We start from the raw sequence: 20,813 nt of genomic DNA, 5'->3' as shown, positions 1-20,813 counted from the left end.
TATGTTTCTTCGCAATATAATTCGATGGATTCTAATCAAGCTGAAAGTAATTGAAAGACCCGACTTGTCAGCACGGATAGTTAAACTTCATCCCGCACCTGAAGAAATTATACCGAAACAGGTATTGGTCGTTGGTGATGCTCGCTATCGAAAGTGGGCTTGTTTTCGATGTCCCGGTGAATGCGGAGAGGCGATTTTGTTGTCGTTAAAGCAGACGCAGCATCCTTCGTGGAAGGTTACTATAGACTGGTTGGGACGACCGACGATTCATCCCTCGGTCAGGCAGCTTAATGAGTGTAGATGCCATTTCTGGGTTCGTCATGGCTGTGTTGAATGGTGTTCCGATACAGTCGCTATAGCCCAAAGGAAATCCTAGTTGTTCGGAACAGCAATTTGGATTGTTTTGAAATTGCATTACTGTACCGAGCGAAATTCCACCAAGTATAGCGCCTCAGTTTTTGGGTACGGAAATTGAATTCATTGTAGCCATACCCTTCCTAATCCGTTCTATTGTCTTACTAATTCAGGTACTAACCCTACCAATGTTACGACAAAGGTCAGGTTCTTCTAAGAAGTAGTATCCGCCAGGCTGCAAAAAGCTACACGCTTAGTCCAAAGGGTGCAGCTTTTTTTTGAACCCACATTCCGCAACTCAGCAGGCACAGAAAGCTAGACACTCTCATGATATATGACGACAATTGGGGGCGCCACCAACAAGATGTTACCGAAATGCTTGATTATGTTTTGAATTTTCTTACTGGCTTGGATCAGTAATTCGTTGATTAGAGCTTGTTTTTGCCTGCCATCAAGTCGAGGAGTTGGCGGCGTTTGACCTTTGTCTGTCTGTAGGGTTGAGTTTTGAGGTAGCGACGATGACGTGATAACGGCTGAAGGGGAAGGAACCGGAATTTACAAATTTGGTTGCGCTAAGACGGTTTATGTTGTGCTGGGATTCAAAAAAGTGATCGCTTAAACTGGTAGAGTTTGATTAGGAGAGTGCGATCGCATCCTTGAAATCTGGTGAGCCTGTAATTCCTGTCTGGTTAGATCAGATTCATCAAGGGGTAGCTAGTAAGCTGGTGAGTTAGGTGCGATCGCATTTATCAGGAATATTTTTTTCTTAATATTAAGTATTTTTTCATGGGTAAGCTAACTCTGCCACAACTGGAACGACATCTGTTTGCCGCCGCCGATATCCTGCGGGGCAATATGGATGCTTCGGAGTTCAAAGAGTATATTTTTGGGATGCTATTCCTCAAACGCGCTTCGGATGTGTTTGAGCAACGTTATGACCAAATTCTACAAGACAATCTGGTACGGGGACGCACGCCAGAAGATGCGAAAATGAGGGCGGAAAATCCCATCAGTTATCAAGAGGCTTTTTTTGTACCGGAAAAAACGCGATGGGCTTATATTCGCGATGAAGTACATGAAAAAGTAGCAGATGGATTGAATAAAGCTTTAGCAGATTTGGAAGATAAGAACCAAGCTTTAGCAGGAGTATTAGGTCACATTAATTTTAATCGTCAGGTGGGAAAGAGTCGGATTTCTGATTCTAAATTACGCGAATTAATTCAACATTTTAGTAAGTATCGATTGCGAAATGAAGATTTAGTGTTTCCCGATTTATTGGGTGCTGCTTATGAGTATTTGATAAAAGATTTTGCTGATTCTGCGGGGAAGAAAGGGGGCGAATTTTATACGCCGCGTGAAGTGGTGCAGTTGATGGTGAGGCTGATGAAACCACAAGCAGGGATGTCTGTTTATGACCCTTGTTGTGGTTCTGGAGGTATATTAATACTGGCAAAGCAATATGTTGAAGAGTGTGGTGGCGATGCCAGAAATTTAGCGCTTTACGGGCAGGATAATAACGGCGGTGTGTGGGCAATTTGTAAGATTAATATGCTGCTGCATGGGATTCGGGATGCGGATATTCACAATGATGATACGCTATTTAATCCCTTACATATTGAAGGCGGGGAACTCATGCGGTTTGACCGAGTAATTAGCAATCCGCCTTTTTCCCAAAACTACAGCCGTGAAGGGATGGCATTTCAGGGAAGGTTTACGCATGGGTTTTGTCCAGCAGACGGGAAAAAAGCAGATTTAATGTTTGCTCAACACATGATGGCGGTGCTAAAAGATAATGGGATGATGGCGACGGTAATGCCTCATGGGGTGCTGTTTCGGGGGGGTGAAGAAAAGAAAATTCGCGAGAGTTTGATTGACCAAGATCATTTAGAAGCGGTGATTGGTTTGCCGCCAAATTTATTTTATGGAACGGGGATTCCTGCTTGTATTTTAGTGATGCGTGGCAGTAAAGATGCGAAACCTGCGGCACGTAAAAATCAGGTATTATTTATTAATGCCGATGCGGAATATTATGCAGGTCGCGCTCAGAATTATTTGCGCCCCGAACATATTGAAAAGATTACCTGGGTGTTTGAAAATTTTAAGGCTTTACCGGGTTATTCGGCTGTGGTGACAAAGCAGGAATTAGCAGACAATGATTATAACTGCAATATTCGCCGCTATGCGGACAATGCGCCACCGCCAGAACCGCAGGATGTGAAAGCACATTTATTGGGAGGAATTCCTAAAGTTGAGGTAGAGGCAAAGCGTCCATTGTTAGAGGCGCATGGATTCGATCCAACTAGAATTTTAGTGGAGCATTGTTAATGGATTATTTAGATTTTATTGCCTCAATTACGGAAAGAGGGCAGATTAAAAATTTTATTGAATCTGATGCTGGCGTTGAACAACAAGAAGGTAAGCTTTATAGAACCCATTTGACATCTTTTCGCGATCGCCTCACAGCACTCGATCGCCCCAAAAGCTCTTTTTTGAGGTCGTTCGGTTTAAACGAGCGCCTGGGAAGGTTTTCAAGTTGGCTGTCCCCCCTAACCTAATGGTAGTAATGTAAAATTACCAGAAAAATACACGCTTTGCCGTCATGCCCTATTCTAGTAACCTCACGGATTGTGAATGGGAAATTCTTGAACCCCTACTGCATCAAATATTGCCCATTAAAAAGCAAACTCGGCCGCCAAACTGGACTAAAAGACAAATCTTGGATGGCATCTTCTATCAACTTAAAAATGGTTGCAATTGGGAAGATTTACCTAAAGACTTACCCCCTTACTCAACCGTATATTGGTATTATAAACAGTGGCGAGCGCAAGGAGTGCTTGAAGAACTGATGAGAGTCTTACATTCTCAAGTCCGCGAGCAGGTCAAAAAAAACCGAAATGGACTACGTTGATGATTATTGACTCACAAGCGGTAAAAAACACCTGTAATGCCAGTATTACATCAAAAGGATATTGTTTTTACAAATCTACAAATGGTATTAAAAGACATCTAGCCGTTGATACGCTTGGGTTTCCCTTCTTTACTCACTGTACAAAAGCCAATTTATCAGATGATGCGGGTTTGATTGAAATGTTGAGTAAAAACCTGGATTATTTCAAGTCTAAACCCGTTAATATCCCAAAAATAACGATTTTGCTCTGGGGGGGTGACAACCAGCCTGAAACCCAGAGGTGGTGAGGATTGAGCCAATGTGTGCTAAAAAAAGATAGGCAGCATAATTGTTACACGCTTGCCTATCCAAAAAATAATGATACCAACATTTTACCAGACTCATTTAAAAAAACAACTGACATCAGCTCAGTTTCTTGTAATGACAACTTTGCTATCTGTGATGCAATCAGAAAAACAAGTGAGATTAGAACGACTGGCACGGGTATTTCCTTACCCAATTACAACGGAAAGTCGGCGTAGAAAACTACAAAGATTTCTGGATTTACCAAACTTAACTATCTCATTAATTTGGTTCCCCTTAATTACTTATTGGTTGACCACTTATTGCCCTGTTGGTACTCGCTTATCAATCGCAATCGACCGCAGTCAATGGGGGTGTATTAATCTGTTTATGGTCAGCTTAATCTGGGAGCGAAGAGCAATTCCATTATACTGGTCATTGTTGCCAAAATTGGGAAGCAGCAACTTCGACGAACAAACTACAAATATACAGCAAGTTTTACCATTGTTTTCCCAATATAAAGTCATCGTTTTAGGAGACCGTGAATTTTGTTCGATCGACTTGGGAAACTGGCTGAAAGAAAAGGGTGTGTCTTTTTGTTTGAGACTGAAGAGGAATCTTTGTATCGAAACAGAACATTTAGTTTGGCAACGATTAGATGAATTAGGAATAGTCCCAGGAACCTCTTTATATTTTCAAGGTAAAAGAGTGAGGAAAACTCAGCCTACCACTGGATTTGATGTGGCTTGTAAGTGGAAAAGAAACTATGGGGCATGGAAGGTTGAGGAAGCGTGGTTTATTCTCACGGACTTAGGCTCATTGCGAGCAGCGCTCAATGCTTATAAGCAGCGGATGGGCATTGAAGAAATGTTCCGAGACTGTAAAACAGGAGGCTACGATATTGAAGGAACAAGCCTCAAAGGGAACCGACTTATTAACATGATTCTGCTCATGACACTGGCGTACACTTGGGCAATATTTCAAGGTAATGAACTGAAGAAAAAGCAGGTACAAGAATATGTATCTCGTCGCACAGAACCCAAGAAAAAATATCGCAGACGGAGTACATTTGGTGTTGGATTAGATGGAGAAAAGTGGGTTAATTATCTAGAAGAATATTCTTTGGAGGTGGAACAGTTAATGAAGTTAACTCCTTCTAAACGCCGCTTTTATCAACAAGGTATGCGGGCTGCAACCCTTATTCGGTCTATCTCCTAGGCCTCTTTGTCACCCCCCCAGCGATTTTGCTAGACCACGGATATCATCCCGAACATCTGACTATTGAATTGAAGAAAATTTATCCACAAATTATGACTAAAATCAAGTTTGAACTCTCAAAAAAACCCTCAAAACAAGAAAAGAAAACCCAGGGCAAATCGGGATTTGTTCCGGTTGTGGCAAGGTGGTGCGAATCGTTGGCTAGAAACTAAAGCCTGAAAGGGTTTGGAGGATTAGCCGCAAGGATTAGAACCTTGACAACTGAATGACCATGTAGGTGAGAAATAGTATCCTAGAACCCTCAAATCCTACCCCGCAGGTGCAGCGGTGAAAGCATCACCCCTACGGTAGCGAATAGTCATCAATCCGTAAAGCGGGGTGAAAAGGTGTGATTACTGACAGCCTAAGTTGGTAAAGCATTGAGCAAAGTACCCATGAGTAAAGCCCTGGCTTGAAGATGCAACTGAATCGTCGTCACACAAAACCAGCGAAATAAGGCTTAATGCGCTGGAGCCAAAAGGCAAAGGATAAGGAGTTGGCAAGTTGTCTATTGACCAACAAGCACTTCCAATAAACCCGGCGAACAGTATCACTCTAACGGTACACAGTATGGTCATTCGGAACGAGATAACCTCTCGTCTGCTCTCAGGTGGTCGAATACCTGAGTAGGTGCTAACCGTATGCAGCGAGCAGGAGAGATTAAGTCAGAAGCGAACGTCTAGGGTAATGCCCAGAATATGCAAACAGACTTACGATGATTTGGATGATAAAGTCCCAAGTAGTGAGTATATATGTCTAATACACAGTCTCAACAACTGATGGTGGAATGGCATTCTATTAACTGGCGTAAGCTAGAGCGTAGCGTGTATAAGCTCCAAAAGAGAATTTATCAAGCCTCTGCCCGTGGTGATGTGAAAGCATATCGCAGACTCCAAAAGACGCTGATGAAGTCATGGTCAGCAAGAGCTTTAGCGGTTCGTAGAGTTACCCAGGATAACCAAGGGAGTGCGGCTCGTTGACGCGCCTTGCGAGAAATCCGAAAGCGTCACACCTGCTGAAAGCAGGTCAATAGGGAAGGGTGGCAACACTCGAAACCGAGATAACTTAGTTTCCGTGGAGGTGAAAGTCCTCCTTCTGTAAGTGTCCAGATAACAGCATCACCCCCAGCTATGGAGAGGGTAGCACCGCCAGAACTGAAGCGGGGTGAAAACCGGATAAGCTACCAGCCTGAAATGTAGTGAAACCGGGAGCATCTGGGGCAGAACAGCGAAAGCGAACTCTCGTACAAACCGTCGTCATTGTCAACTTGCGGAATAAGGCTAATACGCAGGGAGCGAAATAGGCTCACGGGAACGGTAGATCCCACATTCCGCAGGTGGGATCGCGGGAGCGAGTATTTTTAAAAGATGAGCAAAATTGAAGCGTCTGATATTAGAGTACAGGATCTTGACCACTGCGGTCTAATTGCTGGCATCTGTGATTCCATGGGATTAGTTGAACAACTCGATCGACTGCTGGGTACTCACCCACAAGAAATCGTCACTCCCGGTCAAGCCATCAAAGCAATGATTTTGAATGGGTTGGGATTTGTCAGCGCCCCCCTGTACCTGTTGGAAAATTTTTTTGTCGGTAAGGCCACAGAACACTTGTTGGGAGAGGGTATCAGACCAGAACACTTAAATGATGACAGACTCGGGCGTGTTCTGGACAAAATGTACGCTTTTGGTCTGACAGAACTCTTCGTGACAGTGGCACTGTCAGCAGCACGTCATTTTGGCGTAGATATGCACAGCCTGCATCTAGATTCGAGTTCCCTCCACGTTGATGGCGATTACCTCAGCAATGAAGATGACACCGCAGAACCAGGTACAATTCACATCACCCACGGCTATTCCAGAGATCACCGCCCAGATTTAAAGCAATTCATGGTAGACCTCATGTGCAGTGGGGACGGAGATATCCCTTTGTACTTGAGAGTGGGAGACGGAAATGAAACCGACTCCGCCATATTTGCCCGACTGATTCTGGAATTCAAGCAGCAATGGGATGTCGATGCACTGTTTGTCGCTGACGCCGCCCTCTACACTGCGGATAACCTGCAACAAATGGCACAGTTGAGATGGGTATCCAGAGTACCAGCAACCTTAAAGTGTGCCAAGGACTTGTTGCAAAACATCCATCCCGATGCCTTCGTCCCCAGTTCCCTGGCAGGGTATCAGATAGCAGCTTGCTGCAATTGTTATGCCTCCATTCCACAACGATGGCTGGTGGTGAAGAGTCAGGCGCGGTTAGAATCAGACCTCAAACAATTGGAGAAACGCCTTGCAAAACATGAAGCAAAAGCCCGTGCCGCCCTCCAGCAATTGCAGAGTCAAAAGTTTGCTTGCCAGCCAGATGCCCTAACTGCTGCTGCTTTATTTTCGCAACAATTACCCTACCATCAATTGCAAGACTTACAAACGATCGAAATCATAGAACACAAAAAACGCGGCAGACCCAGCAAAAATGCCGTCGGCGAGAAATCTTATCAAATTAGAGCGGTACTTGCCCCGAAAGATAGCGTCATTGACACCGAAAGGCAACGTGCTGGATTGTTTCTGTTGGCGACCAATGTGTTAGACGAGCAAGTATTGAGTAACGACCAAATTCTCCAAGAATACAAAGCACAACAATCAACGGAGAGAGGTTTTCGATTTCTTAAAGACCCCTTATTTTTTACTTCGAGCGTTTTTCTGAAAACTCCCGAGCGAGTAGCTGCGCTAGCTGCGGTTATGGGTTTGTGCTTGTTAGTATATAGTTTAGGTCAACGCGCGCTACGTTTGGCTCTCGAACGCGCCAAACAAACCATTGATAACCAAGTCGGCAAACCGACAGCCAAACCCACGCTGCGATGGGTGTTTCAATGTTTCATGTCAATTCATTTGTTGACGGTTAATGGCGTCAGACAAATTACCAACCTGACTCAAGAACGCTTGTGGATTCTCCAATTCTTTGGCGCTCCTTGTCGCAAATATTACCTGCTTTCTTGAGATCGCTCGCGCGCTGGAATTGGGACGAACTCCCCAACGGTTGGCGCTAAGCGTATCGCGAGGAAAAATCTAGTAAAATGAGATAGTTTGCGACGCATCCTAGCTAAGGCAAGAGCCAACGATTGTGTTGCCCATCAGGTGCGATAGTTAGACTTTTATCTAATACGATCTCTCCCAATATCTGGTCAGTCACAAGTGCTGTAAATGTCAGAATTTTCCACCATTTTCCTATACCTCAACCGGACACTAGAAATGCTCAATATTGCCTCTTATTTTTGCGGGTTCGGTGGCCCAATCTTTGAAAAATACTCGCTCGCGCGATCGCACCTGCGGAATGTGGGTCTTATTTTTGCGGGTTCGGTGGCCCAATCTTTGAAAAATACTCGCTCGCGCGATCGCACCTGCGGAATGTGGGGTCAAAGTTGGAAGGTGGGGTTGGGGTTGGGTCAACTTTTCGGTACATGAACGAAAGTGCTGCTGTGCATGGCTTTTGACTAATTTTAGCTCATAGTCTTACACGTTGTCTACGCCGAACGCGAGTCAAAGTCTTTTGAGGTAAGGGTTTTAGGCTTATTCAGCAAGCCCTACTTACCGAGGATGTGACCGGACTAGTATTAGTCTTTTACGCAGGGGTAGAGGGTATGAATCCTCTAGGGAAGTAGGCTTCCCATACTAAACGACCATTCCAGGTCGCCCTCACTCACAACGAATCGCACAGGTGGATTTAGTGGATGCAATTATTGAGGGACTTGAGAACAGAGGGAAGAAAGGAGGTTACGCTGTAGAGCATTTTAGGTTTAATCAGGTTAAGCTACTTAGAGGCGTAATGGCGTAATAAGCAGCAGCAAATTGAACAATTTGTTCAATGTATGAGGTCATATCGGGTAGATACTTTCGGATCGCCTCTTCTATGGCATCACGAAAAGTAGCGAAGTCACTGCGAATATAGGGGTAAATGTAAGGCTCCAGTCGTTGGATTAAATCGTAGTTACTCGCGATTTCTAGACTAGTCAAGTCATTCTCTAACTCGGCGATCGGGAGCAGGTCGTTCACTGCCTCAGAAGATAAAACTCGGCTAACGAAGGTGACGCGGTGCATGACTCGCCAACAGGGAGGCTTTTTACTGTTTCCCACAGCCTGTTTCAAGGCTACAGCATTGGGATCTTTGCTATTAAGCCATGTGTGGTCTACTACTTTGCCAAAGAGATCTTCATAGTGGTCGTTACTGGGTTGGAGGTAGAAGGTCATGAAGCGGTAAGCATCAACCTTACCAACTTGCTGTATCGGTTTTCCAGCGTCGTTATACAGCGGAATTGGCTTGCTACCATCGCTGCCCGCTTCATAGGCCTCCAGATCGAGCGGGATAGATAAACCCAGCCTTAACTCGAAGCTCTGTTTCGCTTCTGAAGTTTTACTTTTAGTCAGACTTAACCCACTACCAGTTAGTCCGCCTACCGCTCCTTTCATAAGGATGGGAAGAAAATTCATTTCTATATCAAATGCGCCACCTTGCATAGTATTAGAACTGAATGAGCCACCATAGGTTTCAGAGATCGTCCCACTGACCTGATTGGTTTCCTGGTACAAACCACCACTAGCCGTCCAGACGTAGGTGTTAACAATATCCCTACGAGAGTATTTATCAACTAGATCGGTGTCTTTGAACGACTCCTGCGCTTCTTTTTCAGCTTTTTTGATGTTGGACAAAGGCATAAATGAACCCGCCATTCCACCCGCCGCCGCTATAAGAGGAATTGCTGGGAGAACTATAGTAGAGGCTAGAGTAGAGGCACTCAAGCTAGGTGCCGATCCTACACCTCCTAAAATCTGGGCAAGCTTGGTGATAGCAATAGCAGCTAAGCTAGGCCCTCCACCTACTATACCCGCTATACCCCCTACTCCAGCAGCAGCCCCCATTGATCCTCCCAAAGCAGCCGCTACATGTTGTTCTGTTTTCGTTGTAAACGTGTACCGGAACTGTTGATAGTAGGTTTTAAGCTCTGCCTCCTGCCGCTCAATGCGTTTTTTCAGCGCATAAGCTTCTTTGGGTTTGTAATAGCTATACTCACCGTTACTAAGGGTTTGAGGGTAACATGCATCAGTCACTATATTGCCATTCTCATCCGCGCCCACTTTGCCATCAAGGGTTCCCTGCTTCGTGTAAAGAGGATTGATCTGAAACGTAATCAAATTCACATCTTCAGGAATGTTGGGATTAGGGATCATTTGATAGCTAACTAGAGCGTGGTTATGGGCCAAACGTAGGGCATACAGATCAGCAACCTTGGATTTGACAACCGCTAAACCATTGTTTTCGGGAATAAACCGAAGATTCGGGTCAGCAGGATCATGGTTCTCCCATGCACCTTTCAAACCGAGACGAGTTGACTTGTTAGTAATTAGAGCACTACTGAGTCCAGCCTTTAATGAGAAGGCATCACTGCTATCTAATTTGGTCTTGTAGGCACCCCCCATCTTTACTTTAATCTTAGAGGCTATACCTATGCCAAAAAGTGCCAAAACCGCCTGCATTTCGCCATCTACTCCAGCCTTAGCTTCGGATTCAAAGGAATTTTTAGTTGCTTTGTCGGCGGATGTTGAGTAGGAATAGGTTTGAGAATCAGCTTCAATCAGATTGATCGAAGCGGAGTTGAAATAACTGAAGGTGATTGCTTTGGCTCCCAAAGTCAGATTTTCGGATGGTACCGGGGGTGCTCCCTCAATGTAGCCCACCACGGTTGGTTCGTACTGAACTTGAGAGACCCATTCCTGAATCAAGTTACCCACCTTGTAACCCGCCAAAAAGTTCCACTGTCCCCGTGCGTCAATGAAGCTATAGAAGCGTTTCATCACGCCTTGCAGGTTGCCATCATTATCGACTTCCAGTTCGCCGTATTCCTCGACTGCTGGAGTGCTGCTGATCTTTTCGCGATAATTCTTTTCGCGATAATCTGCTGCAGCGGGGTCGGGAATTGGGGTCACTAGTGGAAGATCGTCGCCGATAGGGGCAGTTGATAATCTGAAGATGGGATGGGATGGATTGCTCGAACTGTAAGGGAGATGGTTGCCGTTAAATGAGGCATCCGAAATTCTCTGGTTGGTCTCATCCTGTAACTGAACTTGGTAATAGGCAATCAGGTGTTCTTTCTCGCCTTTTAAGCGATCAAACAAATTATCTAGAATTTGCTCGTGAGTCCGAACCGTTTGCCAAACTCGGACTTCATCCATTTTCCCTGAGAAATAATTCTGAGGCAAACCTCCCGTTATGACAGCCCCCAAAGTTGCTTGTGGATCAGCAGTTGAGGAGATAGGCTCTAGATCTCTCCATGCTGGAAAAGAAGTACCATTGATGTAGAAAGAACAGACCGGCGTATCAGGATTAGGGTCTTTCACCCAACTAACTTGACCATCAAACCGGGCATGGTTATCTCCCCTCGCATCCAGAGCAACCCGTCCTTCACGCTCATTCATTGCCCACCAAGCCATGATTCCGCTAGAAGGGGCTACTTGACCCAAGTGTTCGGGTTTTAGACATTCCTCATAGAGACGGATTTCGCTCAACACCCCCTTGAAGTCCTGACCAATGATTACGGGTTTGTTATTCGTTAAGAGCCTTTTGCTTAACGGCAAGTCTTTTGCTTGTCCTACCTGTTCTCCATTGAGGTAGAGAGTGATAGTACATAGCTGGTTTGAGTCCTCGCCTTTCAGTCCTGATAATTGATTCTGTAACTGATTGAGTTGTTCTCGTAATGCGTGCCAATCTGGTTGATCTCCTTGATCAGGTTGATCAGGTTTTGCGCTTGCGAGACTATCAACGGTGCTTTCTTGACTGGGTTTTAGTTCGCGCACCACTGCCAGCTTAGAAAAGGCTGTAGCGGTAATCGCTTTGTTCGAGGTGCAAGAGAATTTGTTGCCATCCACATCGAAAAATGTAAAAGTGAACCCACCATCCTTGTCTAGGGAAAGTTTGTAGGGGCTGTGTATACCCTGAGCGTTAAGCAATCCTTCTTCCTTATGCTTCACGATTAAGGTTGAGTCTTGCAAACTATCTAGCTGCAAAAATACCTCAATGGTTAACTTATCAATTAGATCAAGAGCACTGGTTTCATTGGTTCGTAGCTTGCCACCACTAAATCTCAAGCCGTAGGTCTGACGGTAAGAAGCAGCTAAATGAGTCCAATCATCTATTGGTATGCTAGAAGATCCGGTGTAGCGATTCTCGCCAAAGATTGCTGCTATGTAGACATGTTCAGTGTCTTTGCATACGACTGATTCTGGGTTTGTAATACTCCCATCATTTTTCCTAGGCGACAGATCTTTTATAGTGCCAGTTGTCAAATCACTAGGGCTAAAAATCCATGATCCTCTCAAGTTTGCCAAGGACGGGTCAGTGTTTTTATCTTCTAAGAAGCAGTACATATTGTCACGGATCTGCTTTGGAGTCAGGATACAATTCCAAATACGAACATTTTGTAGACCTCCTCGGAACTCATACCCTCCTTGTGCTTTCGCACCGAGCACATGAACGAAAAATGGGCCAGTGATGAGCACCGGATTAACGGAAATTATGGCAAATGGGGCTGTCGGTACCAAATTAATACTAGAAACCTTCTGTCCGTCTATGTAGACATCCGCACGATAGCGTTTCAAACTATTACCGATTGTGGGATCAGGTCCAACAAAACTAATAGCGATGTGATGCCATTTAGAAGTTAATTGCTTCTCTGCAGGAATAGCAGCAGTATATTTTATTTCTGGAGCGCCAACGGATTCAGCAGCTACGAGTACAGATATCGTCCATCTTTGAGGATTAGTATCAGGAATAGGCTCTAGAGCAATCCCCAAGTTTGCGTAATTTCCTATAGAGGGAACAGGGTCAGACAATAAATAATTGTCAATTGATGAGTTTGGTAAATCATGTATGTGCTTCCTCGCTCCTCCCAATACATGCTCGACTGAACCGCTTTGAGAGATTGGGTAAACCCAAGCTTCAACTCCGAAGGGTCTAAAATCCCCACCACCCAGAATAACTGGCTTATCTAGCTGGACATACGCCTTGGCTTTTTTTTCGTCTTTGTTGAATTGCAGATAGAAGTCATTCAACCTGTCTTTCAATCCTAGTTGGTACTGAGTTAAGTCTAAGGAGTTCTTTGTTGACTCATTTGTTAGCTCAGTATTTGCACAAATAATGGATGCATCTTTACGTTTGTCGAGGGATACCCAAGCCTCCAGAGTGATACAACCTGTTGGACTAGCAAACCGAGGGATTTTGAATTTAGTTTCCTCACTGGGCTGTAGGGAGACGTATTGCTTTACTCCATCAAATGTCAACATAGAATCAGGCGAGGGTATTGCCCACTTCGCAGGTACACCTAACTGAGCCGACTCAGGACGGAAAGTACCGTTTTGCACCTTCTTGTCGCCAATGGCGTTTCCTAGCATCATTACTTCGACGAGTAATGATGCGGTTGAGGTAACTGGTATAACCACTCCGTTTTGGTAAATCTTTCGTAAGTCTACAAAATGATCGGGATTCATCCCGTTTAGTGTTTTACAGAAATCGTCTATCTGGCGCGGGACAGATGACCATACTTCCATGATCCAAGGCGACGAAACCGTCACCTTACACACATCTTGGCGATCATCCTCAATCTTGATTTGGATTTCATTCAATCCTTTGCTACTAGAGCGGGATAATGCTTGAGCGTTACTACCGCTACTAAGGGGGAGAGAGATTTGAGCACGGCTTGTCTCCAAAGAGTAGCGGAGAGAGTAGAAGTTACCATCTTTGCCACGGTAGTAAAGTACAACATGACCAGAAGCACTCTCCATGAGGCAAGGACGACTGCAGGAGTCGATCTGTTGATTAGCTAATACCGCCCCTTGCAAGCTCAGTCCGTTAGAATCCACATGTACTATAGAAAGCGGTATACCAGAGTATGTGGAGAGATTTCGATAATCTCTCTCTAATTGTTCAAGTAAGTGCTTAGCTAGGTCAATATCCTGATCTTGCTGACTTTCAATCTCATTAATCTTTTTAGCAAGGTCACGTAACTTTTGGATCTGTTCACCGCCGCTCCAGATGTCAAATCCTATCCCAGAGAAATTAGTTCCTAAATGGAAATTTAGATTGGATAGCACTTGATTGAGTTGGTCAGTTATCTGTTGGTCATTACCCGAAAAGCCAAGGGTGAGGAGTTCTTGCTGAATTTCGATCGGTAGATGATGTTCATATAGGAAGTCGGGATTGTGAGTGAGTTCACCCAAAATATTGATCAAACTTTCAAAATCAGTTGAACTGACTTTTGAAGAGGTGCCATCTGACGATCCTCTTCTCCCTGACGATAATGCACTCTGTAAGCGTTGAATCTCCTCCTCCATTTTGCCGATGAAGTCTTTAACAGCTTGAAGGTAGGAACTTGACGATTGCACAGAGTTGTTCAACCGCATCAAAAAACTCTGCAATGTTTCATCTTGAATATTGTCTACACTCGGTAACTTAGCGATACCCTCTTTGATTTGAGCGTCTAATTTCGCCAAATCTTGAGCAACTTGAGCAATATTAATATTCCCCAAGCTAATGTCTGGGATATTTACATAGGTAGGAAACTGAACCAGCTTACCATCACGGCCAATCCCGAAATCGAGTATTGCAATTTCTTTGATTTCTTCGTTGATATTAGACTGTATTCCCAATGCCAACATGACCCGAGCATCTTGCTTGAAGCTTTGATTTCGGCTATTGGCACCTGAACTAGTCGTCACCTGCTCGTGGTAGAGAGTTGCGGTATAAAATGGACTGATAATACCTCTATGAGAATCAGGGTGTTCTTGGATCTTAGCTCCATCCTCAACCCACTTAATAATCTTATCAAGTAAATTATCAAGTAAATCTTTGCCAAACCTACTACCATAGTATGCAGCAAAATCAATAGGTGGCTCTTTACCAGTAAAGTCGTTAAGTCTTGTACCTTTGCCTTCGTTGAATTTCCAGTAGCCAACCAACCCTTCCTCGTTACCCACCAGTTGGTAACGAAAATCATTTTGAATGGACTGAGAGGGGCGAGGATAATTCCAAAATCTGAGTTCGTTTACAACAATTCTGCGAGATAATTTATTATTGTAAACTTCAGTGTCGACAAAGTTACTAGGATCACTTGTAAAATGCGAAGTTTCCCCGATTCCTGTATATCCAAACAATACACTTTTAACAATTAAGTCTTGAAGCGTCGTTCCACCGAGATCAATCTCGCAATCCGGCAGAAGCGAATAGCCATCCAGATAAACTTGGATCTTCAGTTTTTGCCTATCGCTAGCAGAGGTTGGATGTGGCTCACAGGAAAAAGCAAGATGATGGAATTTTTGAGCAACGCAGGGTAAACCTACCACTACCACTGAATCGCTTAGTCTCTCGATATATGCTTCATCTGAGGACACAAACACGAGAGACAGCCCAATCCTTTCTTCATCCTGGGTGTATCCGACTACCACGTTTAACCAAGCAGCAGGCCATAGTTGTTGGTCGTTAACGAAGGGAGGTTTTACCCAAACTTCGAGAGTAAATCCTGGAAGGAGCTTGAGATCGTTGGGAGCGACAACTGGAAGACTCAACTTTTCATATTTGTTAAAGAGAAGTGATAGCGCCGATTCCCTGCGCCCTGTAGAAAGCCGCGGATCAATAGCAAACCTACTGCGGTCAACTCCAGAGTGTTTACGAATCTCAACGCCGTTCCTAACCCACCTAGCTTTACTGCCAAGGGAGTCTATATCAGTAAACAGCTTATTATGCGTAAAGTCGTTAAGTCTTGTACCTTCTCCTTCATTGAATCTCCAATACCCGACCAACCTTTCTTCGTTACCCACCAGTTGGTAACGAAAATCATTTTCAATGGCATGGGAGGGGCGAGGATAATCCCAAAGTCTGAGTTCGTTTACGAAAATTCCTCTAATAGAATTTTCATCTTCTTCCACAGTGTTAAAAGGATTAAAACTTACCTCCTTAATGCTTGTTATTTGATAAGAAATATCAAGGATTTTCTCTAATTCTAAAATGCCATTTAGATAGACTAGGCAGCGTAGACTATGAGAGGATGCTATTGATTCTACAGAAAGAGTGACATGGTGGAATCTAGGATCAACAGATAAGTAAATATTAAAGCTAAGGCTATCGCCATCATTCGCTCCTTCCAAGCGCGTAGAGTCAGCGTAGACGAAGGAAAACCGCAAATCACCTCTTGCATTTCCTGGTTCGCCGACTAAAACGTTTAACCAACGGAAAATATCTGATTTGAGATCAGCGTTGGGAAATTTTACCCATAGTTCGAGAGTAAACCCTTGAGACAAATTAAGAGCTTGGGGAATGGGGAGAGCCAAATGAGTTTGATCATCAAGCATTAGTAATAGTGCCGATTGTATCTGCCCCCGCTCGTCTAGAGGGATCAACGGTTGCTTTGTAAAGGGGCAAAGACCGGGTTTTCTCTCTACTACCGATTCCCGATACTTTGGGTCGGGACTGGTGTATAGAATCGTCCCCTCAGTGTTGAACAGTCCTTCATCCGATCGTTCCACGCTGTAGCTGTTCAAGAAGCTCATGATTTGAGGTTGCTCTTTCTCTCGGATGAAGAACTGCCAACGTTTGAGATCAGCAATTTCCGTCGGTAGCAACATGGCAAAGAAGGAGCCTTCCTCAACCTTACCTAGAAACTTGAGCACTTGGGTTGGCTCGTAGAAAAGACTGTTGTTCATATCCTTACTAGCAAGCACATCATGACCATTAAGAGGGATGAACTTGTTCCGGCTGCGTTGATAGCGCACTTCAGGCTTGGCAACGAGAAGTTTAGTTTTCGTGTTTCCGTTTTCTCCTTCCGCGCCTGTGAGGATGAAGCGATCGACCAAGAGATTGCTATCTACGATCGGAACCTTGTTTTGGTTTCGATCCAGTTCGAGGTCGGCACTATTTGGATTGGCGGTAGCTTGTTTCCCCTTCCGGGTCACGAAAATTGCCCCCTTGTCATTTTGAGCGATCGATTGACGGAATAAATAAATGTAGCTCCCGTCTGAGAAGACTTGGAAAGGTATATCATCCGCAGTTAATGAAGCAGTACTTGAACGGTAGGTGTCGATCCGCTCTTCCTCAATCCATTCATCAGTAGATTCTTGGTCTTCATTCGTCTTGAACCGAGGCATCGAGATGGCACCACTAATGCCGTACCCTACCCAAGTGACTTCTGAACCGAAACTCAATTCCGCTGGGGATGACGATAAGCAGTTAATATCGAATACCGGAGCCTCATTAGTCGAGGAGGTGTCGTGTCGGTCGGTGTCTAAAATAGCATAATAAATCCGCCCTGACTGCAATGTCCCGCCTTCGCCTTTGGTGTACCCCATAGCAAACGCGATAACTGTACCATCGTGTTTGATGGTGGTGGGATACTTGTAGGTTCGATTGACATCATCGGTATGTTTTCGCAGGTTGAAATAGTAGTTAACTGCCATATTGGTTCCTTAAGCGTACATTCACCAAACAATTTCACTATTTATTATTCAATTGTTTAGCTCAACGAGAAATAGATAAAGTTGGTATGTTTGTGTAAAGTTATATTGCTGCTATCCTCTCAATGCACAATTAGTTACTTTTGTCAATATACTAAATTGGCTAATTAATGTGCCAACTAGAGCAGGACTTACGCAACTGTCACAAGTGCTCAAGGCATCATGCACCAAAAAATTAGACGAGCAACATTTCAGGACTTACGCAACTGGCACACGGTGATGAGTACGATCGCCCGCTCAAACAGGCCGCTAGTTGAGTGCGATCGGCACGGGCGTGAGTCCTCCCAGGCTTTTGGCAATCGATCGTGCAACAAGATTTATCCCACATTTCGCACCCCCAAGGGGCAGCGTACGCGGATTGAGGGGGTAAAAGTGAATTATCCGAGATAATAGTGAGTAAAAACACCCAAAATATCTGTGCCACGATCGCATCACCCAGTTAGGAATCCCTAAAAATTGATGTGAGGCGTGAATTAAATCTTCTTAACCCATAAAAAGTCAAAAATCAGACTATTACTAACTATTAATTCCCAGCATATATTTTCAGCAATGTGACTATTAGACATCACTGATGAATCAACAATTAATTAAATTTAAGTCAGCTTTACGCATCAAGTGATTGACTTCATTTCACAGCAAGAAATAATAAGACAGACAGGTGACTGTCATTTGTGACAAGTTAAGAAAAAGTGCAAATTGTCAAGGGGGTCAACCAAACAAGGTAAAATAGGATGAAACCTTTACCGGGCAAGCAGTTGAGCCATAGTTGAACCAGTTATGATTCGCAAAAAAAGAATTAACCGAGATCATGCAAAGAAAAAAAATAGTCCCCAAATAGAAAATGAAGCGATTGCGAATCACCTGGAAGATTTATTAATTCCAGCAATGGCTGCCCAAAAAAGTTTTTATCGCCAACTAAATTTAAGAGATAGGATTCTGACACTACCATTAATGATGGCAGCAATATTAAGTCTTTTATGGCGAGACGTAGCAGGAGTAACAGAATTAACCAGATTATTAAATAGAGAGGGATTTTTATGGTGTGAGCCGCAAGAGATTAGTCAACAAGCATTATCGCTGAGATTTTTAACTTTTCCCGCAATTTTATTTGAAAAAGTATTTAAAGAGTTATTACCTCATTTTCGCCGAAAATGGTTAACAAGAAAATCAAGACCACTACCAGATAGCGTACAATTTGCCTTAAAAAACTTTGAAAATATCTGGATAGCTGATGGCTCAACATTAGAAGCATTATTTAAGAAACTACAAAGTTTATCAGATGTGCCAACTGGTCAATTAGCCGGAAAAATGGGAGTAATTATCGACCTAGTAACTCATCTTCCCGAAGAAATTTGGTTTTGGACAAATCCCAAACAAGCAGATACTCATTGGGAAGAAGATTTACTAAAAATAGTAAAGCCAAAAACCTTGCTGTTATTGGATCGAGGCTTCTATCACTTCGCTTTTTGGCAACAACTCATCGACCAAGAAATTGGATTTATCACTCGAATAAAGAAAGGTGCATCCTATCAAGTGGAGCGGGTATTAACCAATACTTATGATGTCAAAGACCAGATAATTAAAATAGGTGCAGGCACAAAAAAGACACCAGCTTTGACTATAAGATTAGTACAGATTCGCTCCAAAAATTCCTGGCGTTCTTATCTGACAAGTGTCCGAGAACCCGAAATATTGCCCCCCTATGTAGTAGCAGATTTATATCAAAGACGCTGGCGAATTGAAGACGCATTTTGTACAGTAAAAAGATTATTAAATCTCAGCTATTTATGGACAGGTTCATTAAACGGAATCAAGCTCCAAATCTGGGCTACTTGGCTATTTTATGCGGTTTTAGTAGATTTAGGAGATGCGGTTGCAGATGAATTAGGAGTACCACTTGAACGTATTTCTTTAGAAATGATTTATCGGGGGATGTATCATTTTTCCGTAGCATATCAAAAAGGATTAGCTTCGGATCTGGTTAAGTATTTTGCCGCCGAGAGAAATCAAGATTTAGGGATTGTTAAGCGACGACGAAAACCTCATGTCAGGCTAATTATTTCTCCTTTCCCTGGAACTCAAAGAAGTCCAGAACAATTTTTTTTCAATAATAAAGGAACAAATGGAGTCATATTTTAATTGGGTCAACAGGTAAAAACTGAGTAAAATTACTCATTGACAATAGTGCTTTTAGCTTAACTTGTGAGTAATGGGTGACTGTCAACAAATTTAATATGGACAACCGTTCGGATGTCAAATTAGAAACTTGCTGAATTCCTTGAATACAAACGGCATGAATCGATTGAAAACTTTGTCAGATCCAGCGTAAAGTAGGTCGATTTGTTCCTTGGCCCAACTGATTTTTTACGGTCGAATTTGTGAGTTGCAAGTTGTGACGGAGTAACCTTTGACCTAAAGTATAAACCAACAAACACAAACCCATTACCAAAGTTAAAGCCTCTATTCTTTCTGGGGACTTCAGAAACACGCTATCCGTAAAAAATAGCGGGTCTTTCAGGAACCCAAACCCTCTCTCTGCCGCCTGCTGTTCCTTGTATTTCACAATCATTTCATCAGGATTTAATTGCTCTGCATCCAGCACATTTGTAGCTAAGATAAATCTGCCACTAGCTTTGGTTATGCAGGCGATCGCACGCTTCATCTAATTCCTGTTTTGCTTCAACTTTAAATATCAAGCTAGAGCTAGATTTGTCGTGATAAATTGTCGAATTAGTAGCTGGTTTGGCTGTCGCTTCTCTGCTGCTAATTTGGGTTAAATTATGATATTTTAGTTGTTTGGATAAACGATTAGCTGCTGAATAGGCATCCGCTGAACAAGCGAATTCAATATTTGATAACTCTCGCAATTTCTTCTGGGATTCAACTTCAGCTTTTTTGAGGTTTTTTGCTAATTTACGTTGGTCAGCATCACGACGCAAACTGCTCTCTACTACTAACCATCTTTGTGTAATTCCACCATAATTACTTTTGTGTTCCGACCAACTATATCCCGTCACTAAACTTTCATGAAATTCTGATTCATCTAATTGAGATACCAGTTGCTGCGATTGTTTTAGGCTGAGGGGGACACGAGTTAACCATCTTAAATTGGTTAACATTTCGCTCATTTGGAGCGGTATATAATGCACCCGAAGCTACCATTAAACTGTCGAGATTTAATTGTTTTTTAAACTCTTGACAAATTGAGGCGAATACTGCATGATCTGATTCGTTTCCCGAAGCTACTCGTAAAAATAGTGGCACATCTCCATCTCCACTACAAATCAGATGCTTTCTGCATGGGCTGCTGAATCCTGATTTGAGCGTTCATCGCGATCGCCAGTTTACACTATTTTTGGTGATGATTGGTTACACAAGAGCGAGCGCAATTAACGCATTTTGGTCAGGCGATCGGGTTACGGATACGTAATAAACTTGGTTTTTTACCGTTAGCGCAGCCCTCGCAGAGG

At 43.5% G+C, this 20,813-nt stretch carries 11 protein-coding genes and 2 pseudogenes; 11 read left to right on the top strand and 2 right to left on the bottom strand.

Going from position 1 to position 20,813, the window contains the following annotated elements:
- Position 1: 1 nt before the first annotated feature.
- The 9 genes and pseudogenes from QUB24_RS02890 (at position 2) to QUB24_RS02855 (ending at position 8,256) form a co-directional block, all read left to right on the top strand.
- Positions 2-376 (top strand): DUF6527 family protein, encoded by a 375-nt coding sequence (locus tag QUB24_RS02890; protein WP_333150459.1) that lies wholly within the window; start codon positions 2-4, stop codon positions 374-376.
- A 764-nt stretch (positions 377-1,140) separates the two neighbouring features.
- On the top strand, positions 1,141-2,679 hold the full coding sequence (locus tag QUB24_RS02885; protein WP_333150457.1) for a class I SAM-dependent DNA methyltransferase: 1,539 nt from the start codon (positions 1,141-1,143) through the stop codon (positions 2,677-2,679).
- Positions 2,679-2,909: a hypothetical protein gene (locus tag QUB24_RS02880; RefSeq protein WP_333150455.1), complete on the top strand. Its 231-nt coding sequence runs from the start codon at positions 2,679-2,681 to the stop codon at positions 2,907-2,909. Before QUB24_RS02885 ends, QUB24_RS02880 begins: the two co-directional genes overlap by 1 nt.
- Before the next feature lie 44 nt (positions 2,910-2,953).
- Positions 2,954-3,262 carry a transposase gene (locus QUB24_RS33520; RefSeq protein ID WP_371122846.1) on the top strand — a complete coding sequence of 103 codons (309 nt, stop codon included), beginning with the start codon at positions 2,954-2,956 and terminating at the stop codon, positions 3,260-3,262.
- Positions 3,262-3,549, top strand: coding sequence for a transposase (locus QUB24_RS02875; RefSeq protein WP_333150453.1), 288 nt, complete (start codon positions 3,262-3,264; stop codon positions 3,547-3,549). Before QUB24_RS33520 ends, QUB24_RS02875 begins: the two co-directional genes overlap by 1 nt.
- 70 nt (positions 3,550-3,619) lie before the next feature.
- Positions 3,620-4,762, top strand: coding sequence for an IS4 family transposase (locus QUB24_RS02870; protein ID WP_333150450.1), 1,143 nt, complete (start codon positions 3,620-3,622; stop codon positions 4,760-4,762).
- A gap of 791 nt (positions 4,763-5,553) precedes the next feature.
- Positions 5,554-5,766: pseudogene (locus tag QUB24_RS02865) on the top strand (reverse transcriptase N-terminal domain-containing protein); the annotation flags it as partial.
- Positions 5,767-6,168: 402 nt separating this feature from the next.
- Positions 6,169-7,791, top strand: a complete 1,623-nt coding sequence (locus tag QUB24_RS02860; RefSeq protein ID WP_333150448.1) for an IS1634 family transposase — start codon at positions 6,169-6,171, stop codon at positions 7,789-7,791.
- A 204-nt stretch (positions 7,792-7,995) separates the two neighbouring features.
- Positions 7,996-8,256 (top strand): hypothetical protein, encoded by a 261-nt coding sequence (locus QUB24_RS02855; protein ID WP_333150446.1) that lies wholly within the window; start codon positions 7,996-7,998, stop codon positions 8,254-8,256.
- Positions 8,257-8,592: 336 nt separating this feature from the next.
- Here the strand turns inward: QUB24_RS02855 and QUB24_RS02850 are convergent, their stop codons facing one another.
- Positions 8,593-17,286 (bottom strand): LamG-like jellyroll fold domain-containing protein, encoded by an 8,694-nt coding sequence (locus QUB24_RS02850; protein WP_333150444.1) that lies wholly within the window; start codon positions 17,284-17,286, stop codon positions 8,593-8,595.
- A gap of 219 nt (positions 17,287-17,505) precedes the next feature.
- On the opposite strand from QUB24_RS02850, the gene QUB24_RS02845 reads away from it, so the two are divergent.
- On the top strand, positions 17,506-17,733 hold the full coding sequence (locus tag QUB24_RS02845; RefSeq protein ID WP_333150442.1) for a hypothetical protein: 228 nt from the start codon (positions 17,506-17,508) through the stop codon (positions 17,731-17,733).
- 387 nt (positions 17,734-18,120) lie between these two features.
- On the top strand, positions 18,121-19,482 hold the full coding sequence (locus QUB24_RS02840; RefSeq protein WP_333150440.1) for an IS4 family transposase: 1,362 nt from the start codon (positions 18,121-18,123) through the stop codon (positions 19,480-19,482).
- Positions 19,483-19,555: 73 nt separating this feature from the next.
- On the opposite strand, the pseudogene QUB24_RS33515 reads toward QUB24_RS02840, so the two are convergent.
- Positions 19,556-20,631: pseudogene (locus QUB24_RS33515) on the bottom strand (IS1634 family transposase); the annotation flags it as partial.
- Positions 20,632-20,813 lie beyond the last annotated feature (182 nt).

It is taken from the genome of Microcoleus sp. B9-D4, from assembly GCF_036705105.1.
Taxonomy (GTDB): Bacteria; Cyanobacteriota; Cyanobacteriia; order Cyanobacteriales; family Microcoleaceae; genus Microcoleus.
Note: the sequence above shows the minus strand (reverse complement) of the source record. Positions and strands in the feature narration are given on the sequence as shown.

Bases quoted from the DNA above. Each gene is read 5' to 3' on its own strand.
- QUB24_RS02890 (WP_333150459.1), top strand. From the start codon at position 2: ATGTTTCTTCGCAATATAATTCGATGGATTCTAATCAAGCTGAAAGTA.
- QUB24_RS02885 (WP_333150457.1), top strand. From the start codon at position 1,141: ATGGGTAAGCTAACTCTGCCACAACTGGAACGACATCTGTTTGCCGCC.
- QUB24_RS02880 (WP_333150455.1), top strand. From the start codon at position 2,679: ATGGATTATTTAGATTTTATTGCCTCAATTACGGAAAGAGGGCAGATT.
- QUB24_RS33520 (WP_371122846.1), top strand. From the start codon at position 2,954: ATGCCCTATTCTAGTAACCTCACGGATTGTGAATGGGAAATTCTTGAA.
- QUB24_RS02875 (WP_333150453.1), top strand. From the start codon at position 3,262: ATGATTATTGACTCACAAGCGGTAAAAAACACCTGTAATGCCAGTATT.
- QUB24_RS02870 (WP_333150450.1), top strand. From the start codon at position 3,620: ATGATACCAACATTTTACCAGACTCATTTAAAAAAACAACTGACATCA.
- QUB24_RS02860 (WP_333150448.1), top strand. From the start codon at position 6,169: ATGAGCAAAATTGAAGCGTCTGATATTAGAGTACAGGATCTTGACCAC.
- QUB24_RS02855 (WP_333150446.1), top strand. From the start codon at position 7,996: ATGTCAGAATTTTCCACCATTTTCCTATACCTCAACCGGACACTAGAA.
- QUB24_RS02850 (WP_333150444.1), bottom strand. From the start codon at position 17,286: ATGGCAGTTAACTACTATTTCAACCTGCGAAAACATACCGATGATGTC.
- QUB24_RS02845 (WP_333150442.1), top strand. From the start codon at position 17,506: ATGCACCAAAAAATTAGACGAGCAACATTTCAGGACTTACGCAACTGG.
- QUB24_RS02840 (WP_333150440.1), top strand. From the start codon at position 18,121: ATGATTCGCAAAAAAAGAATTAACCGAGATCATGCAAAGAAAAAAAAT.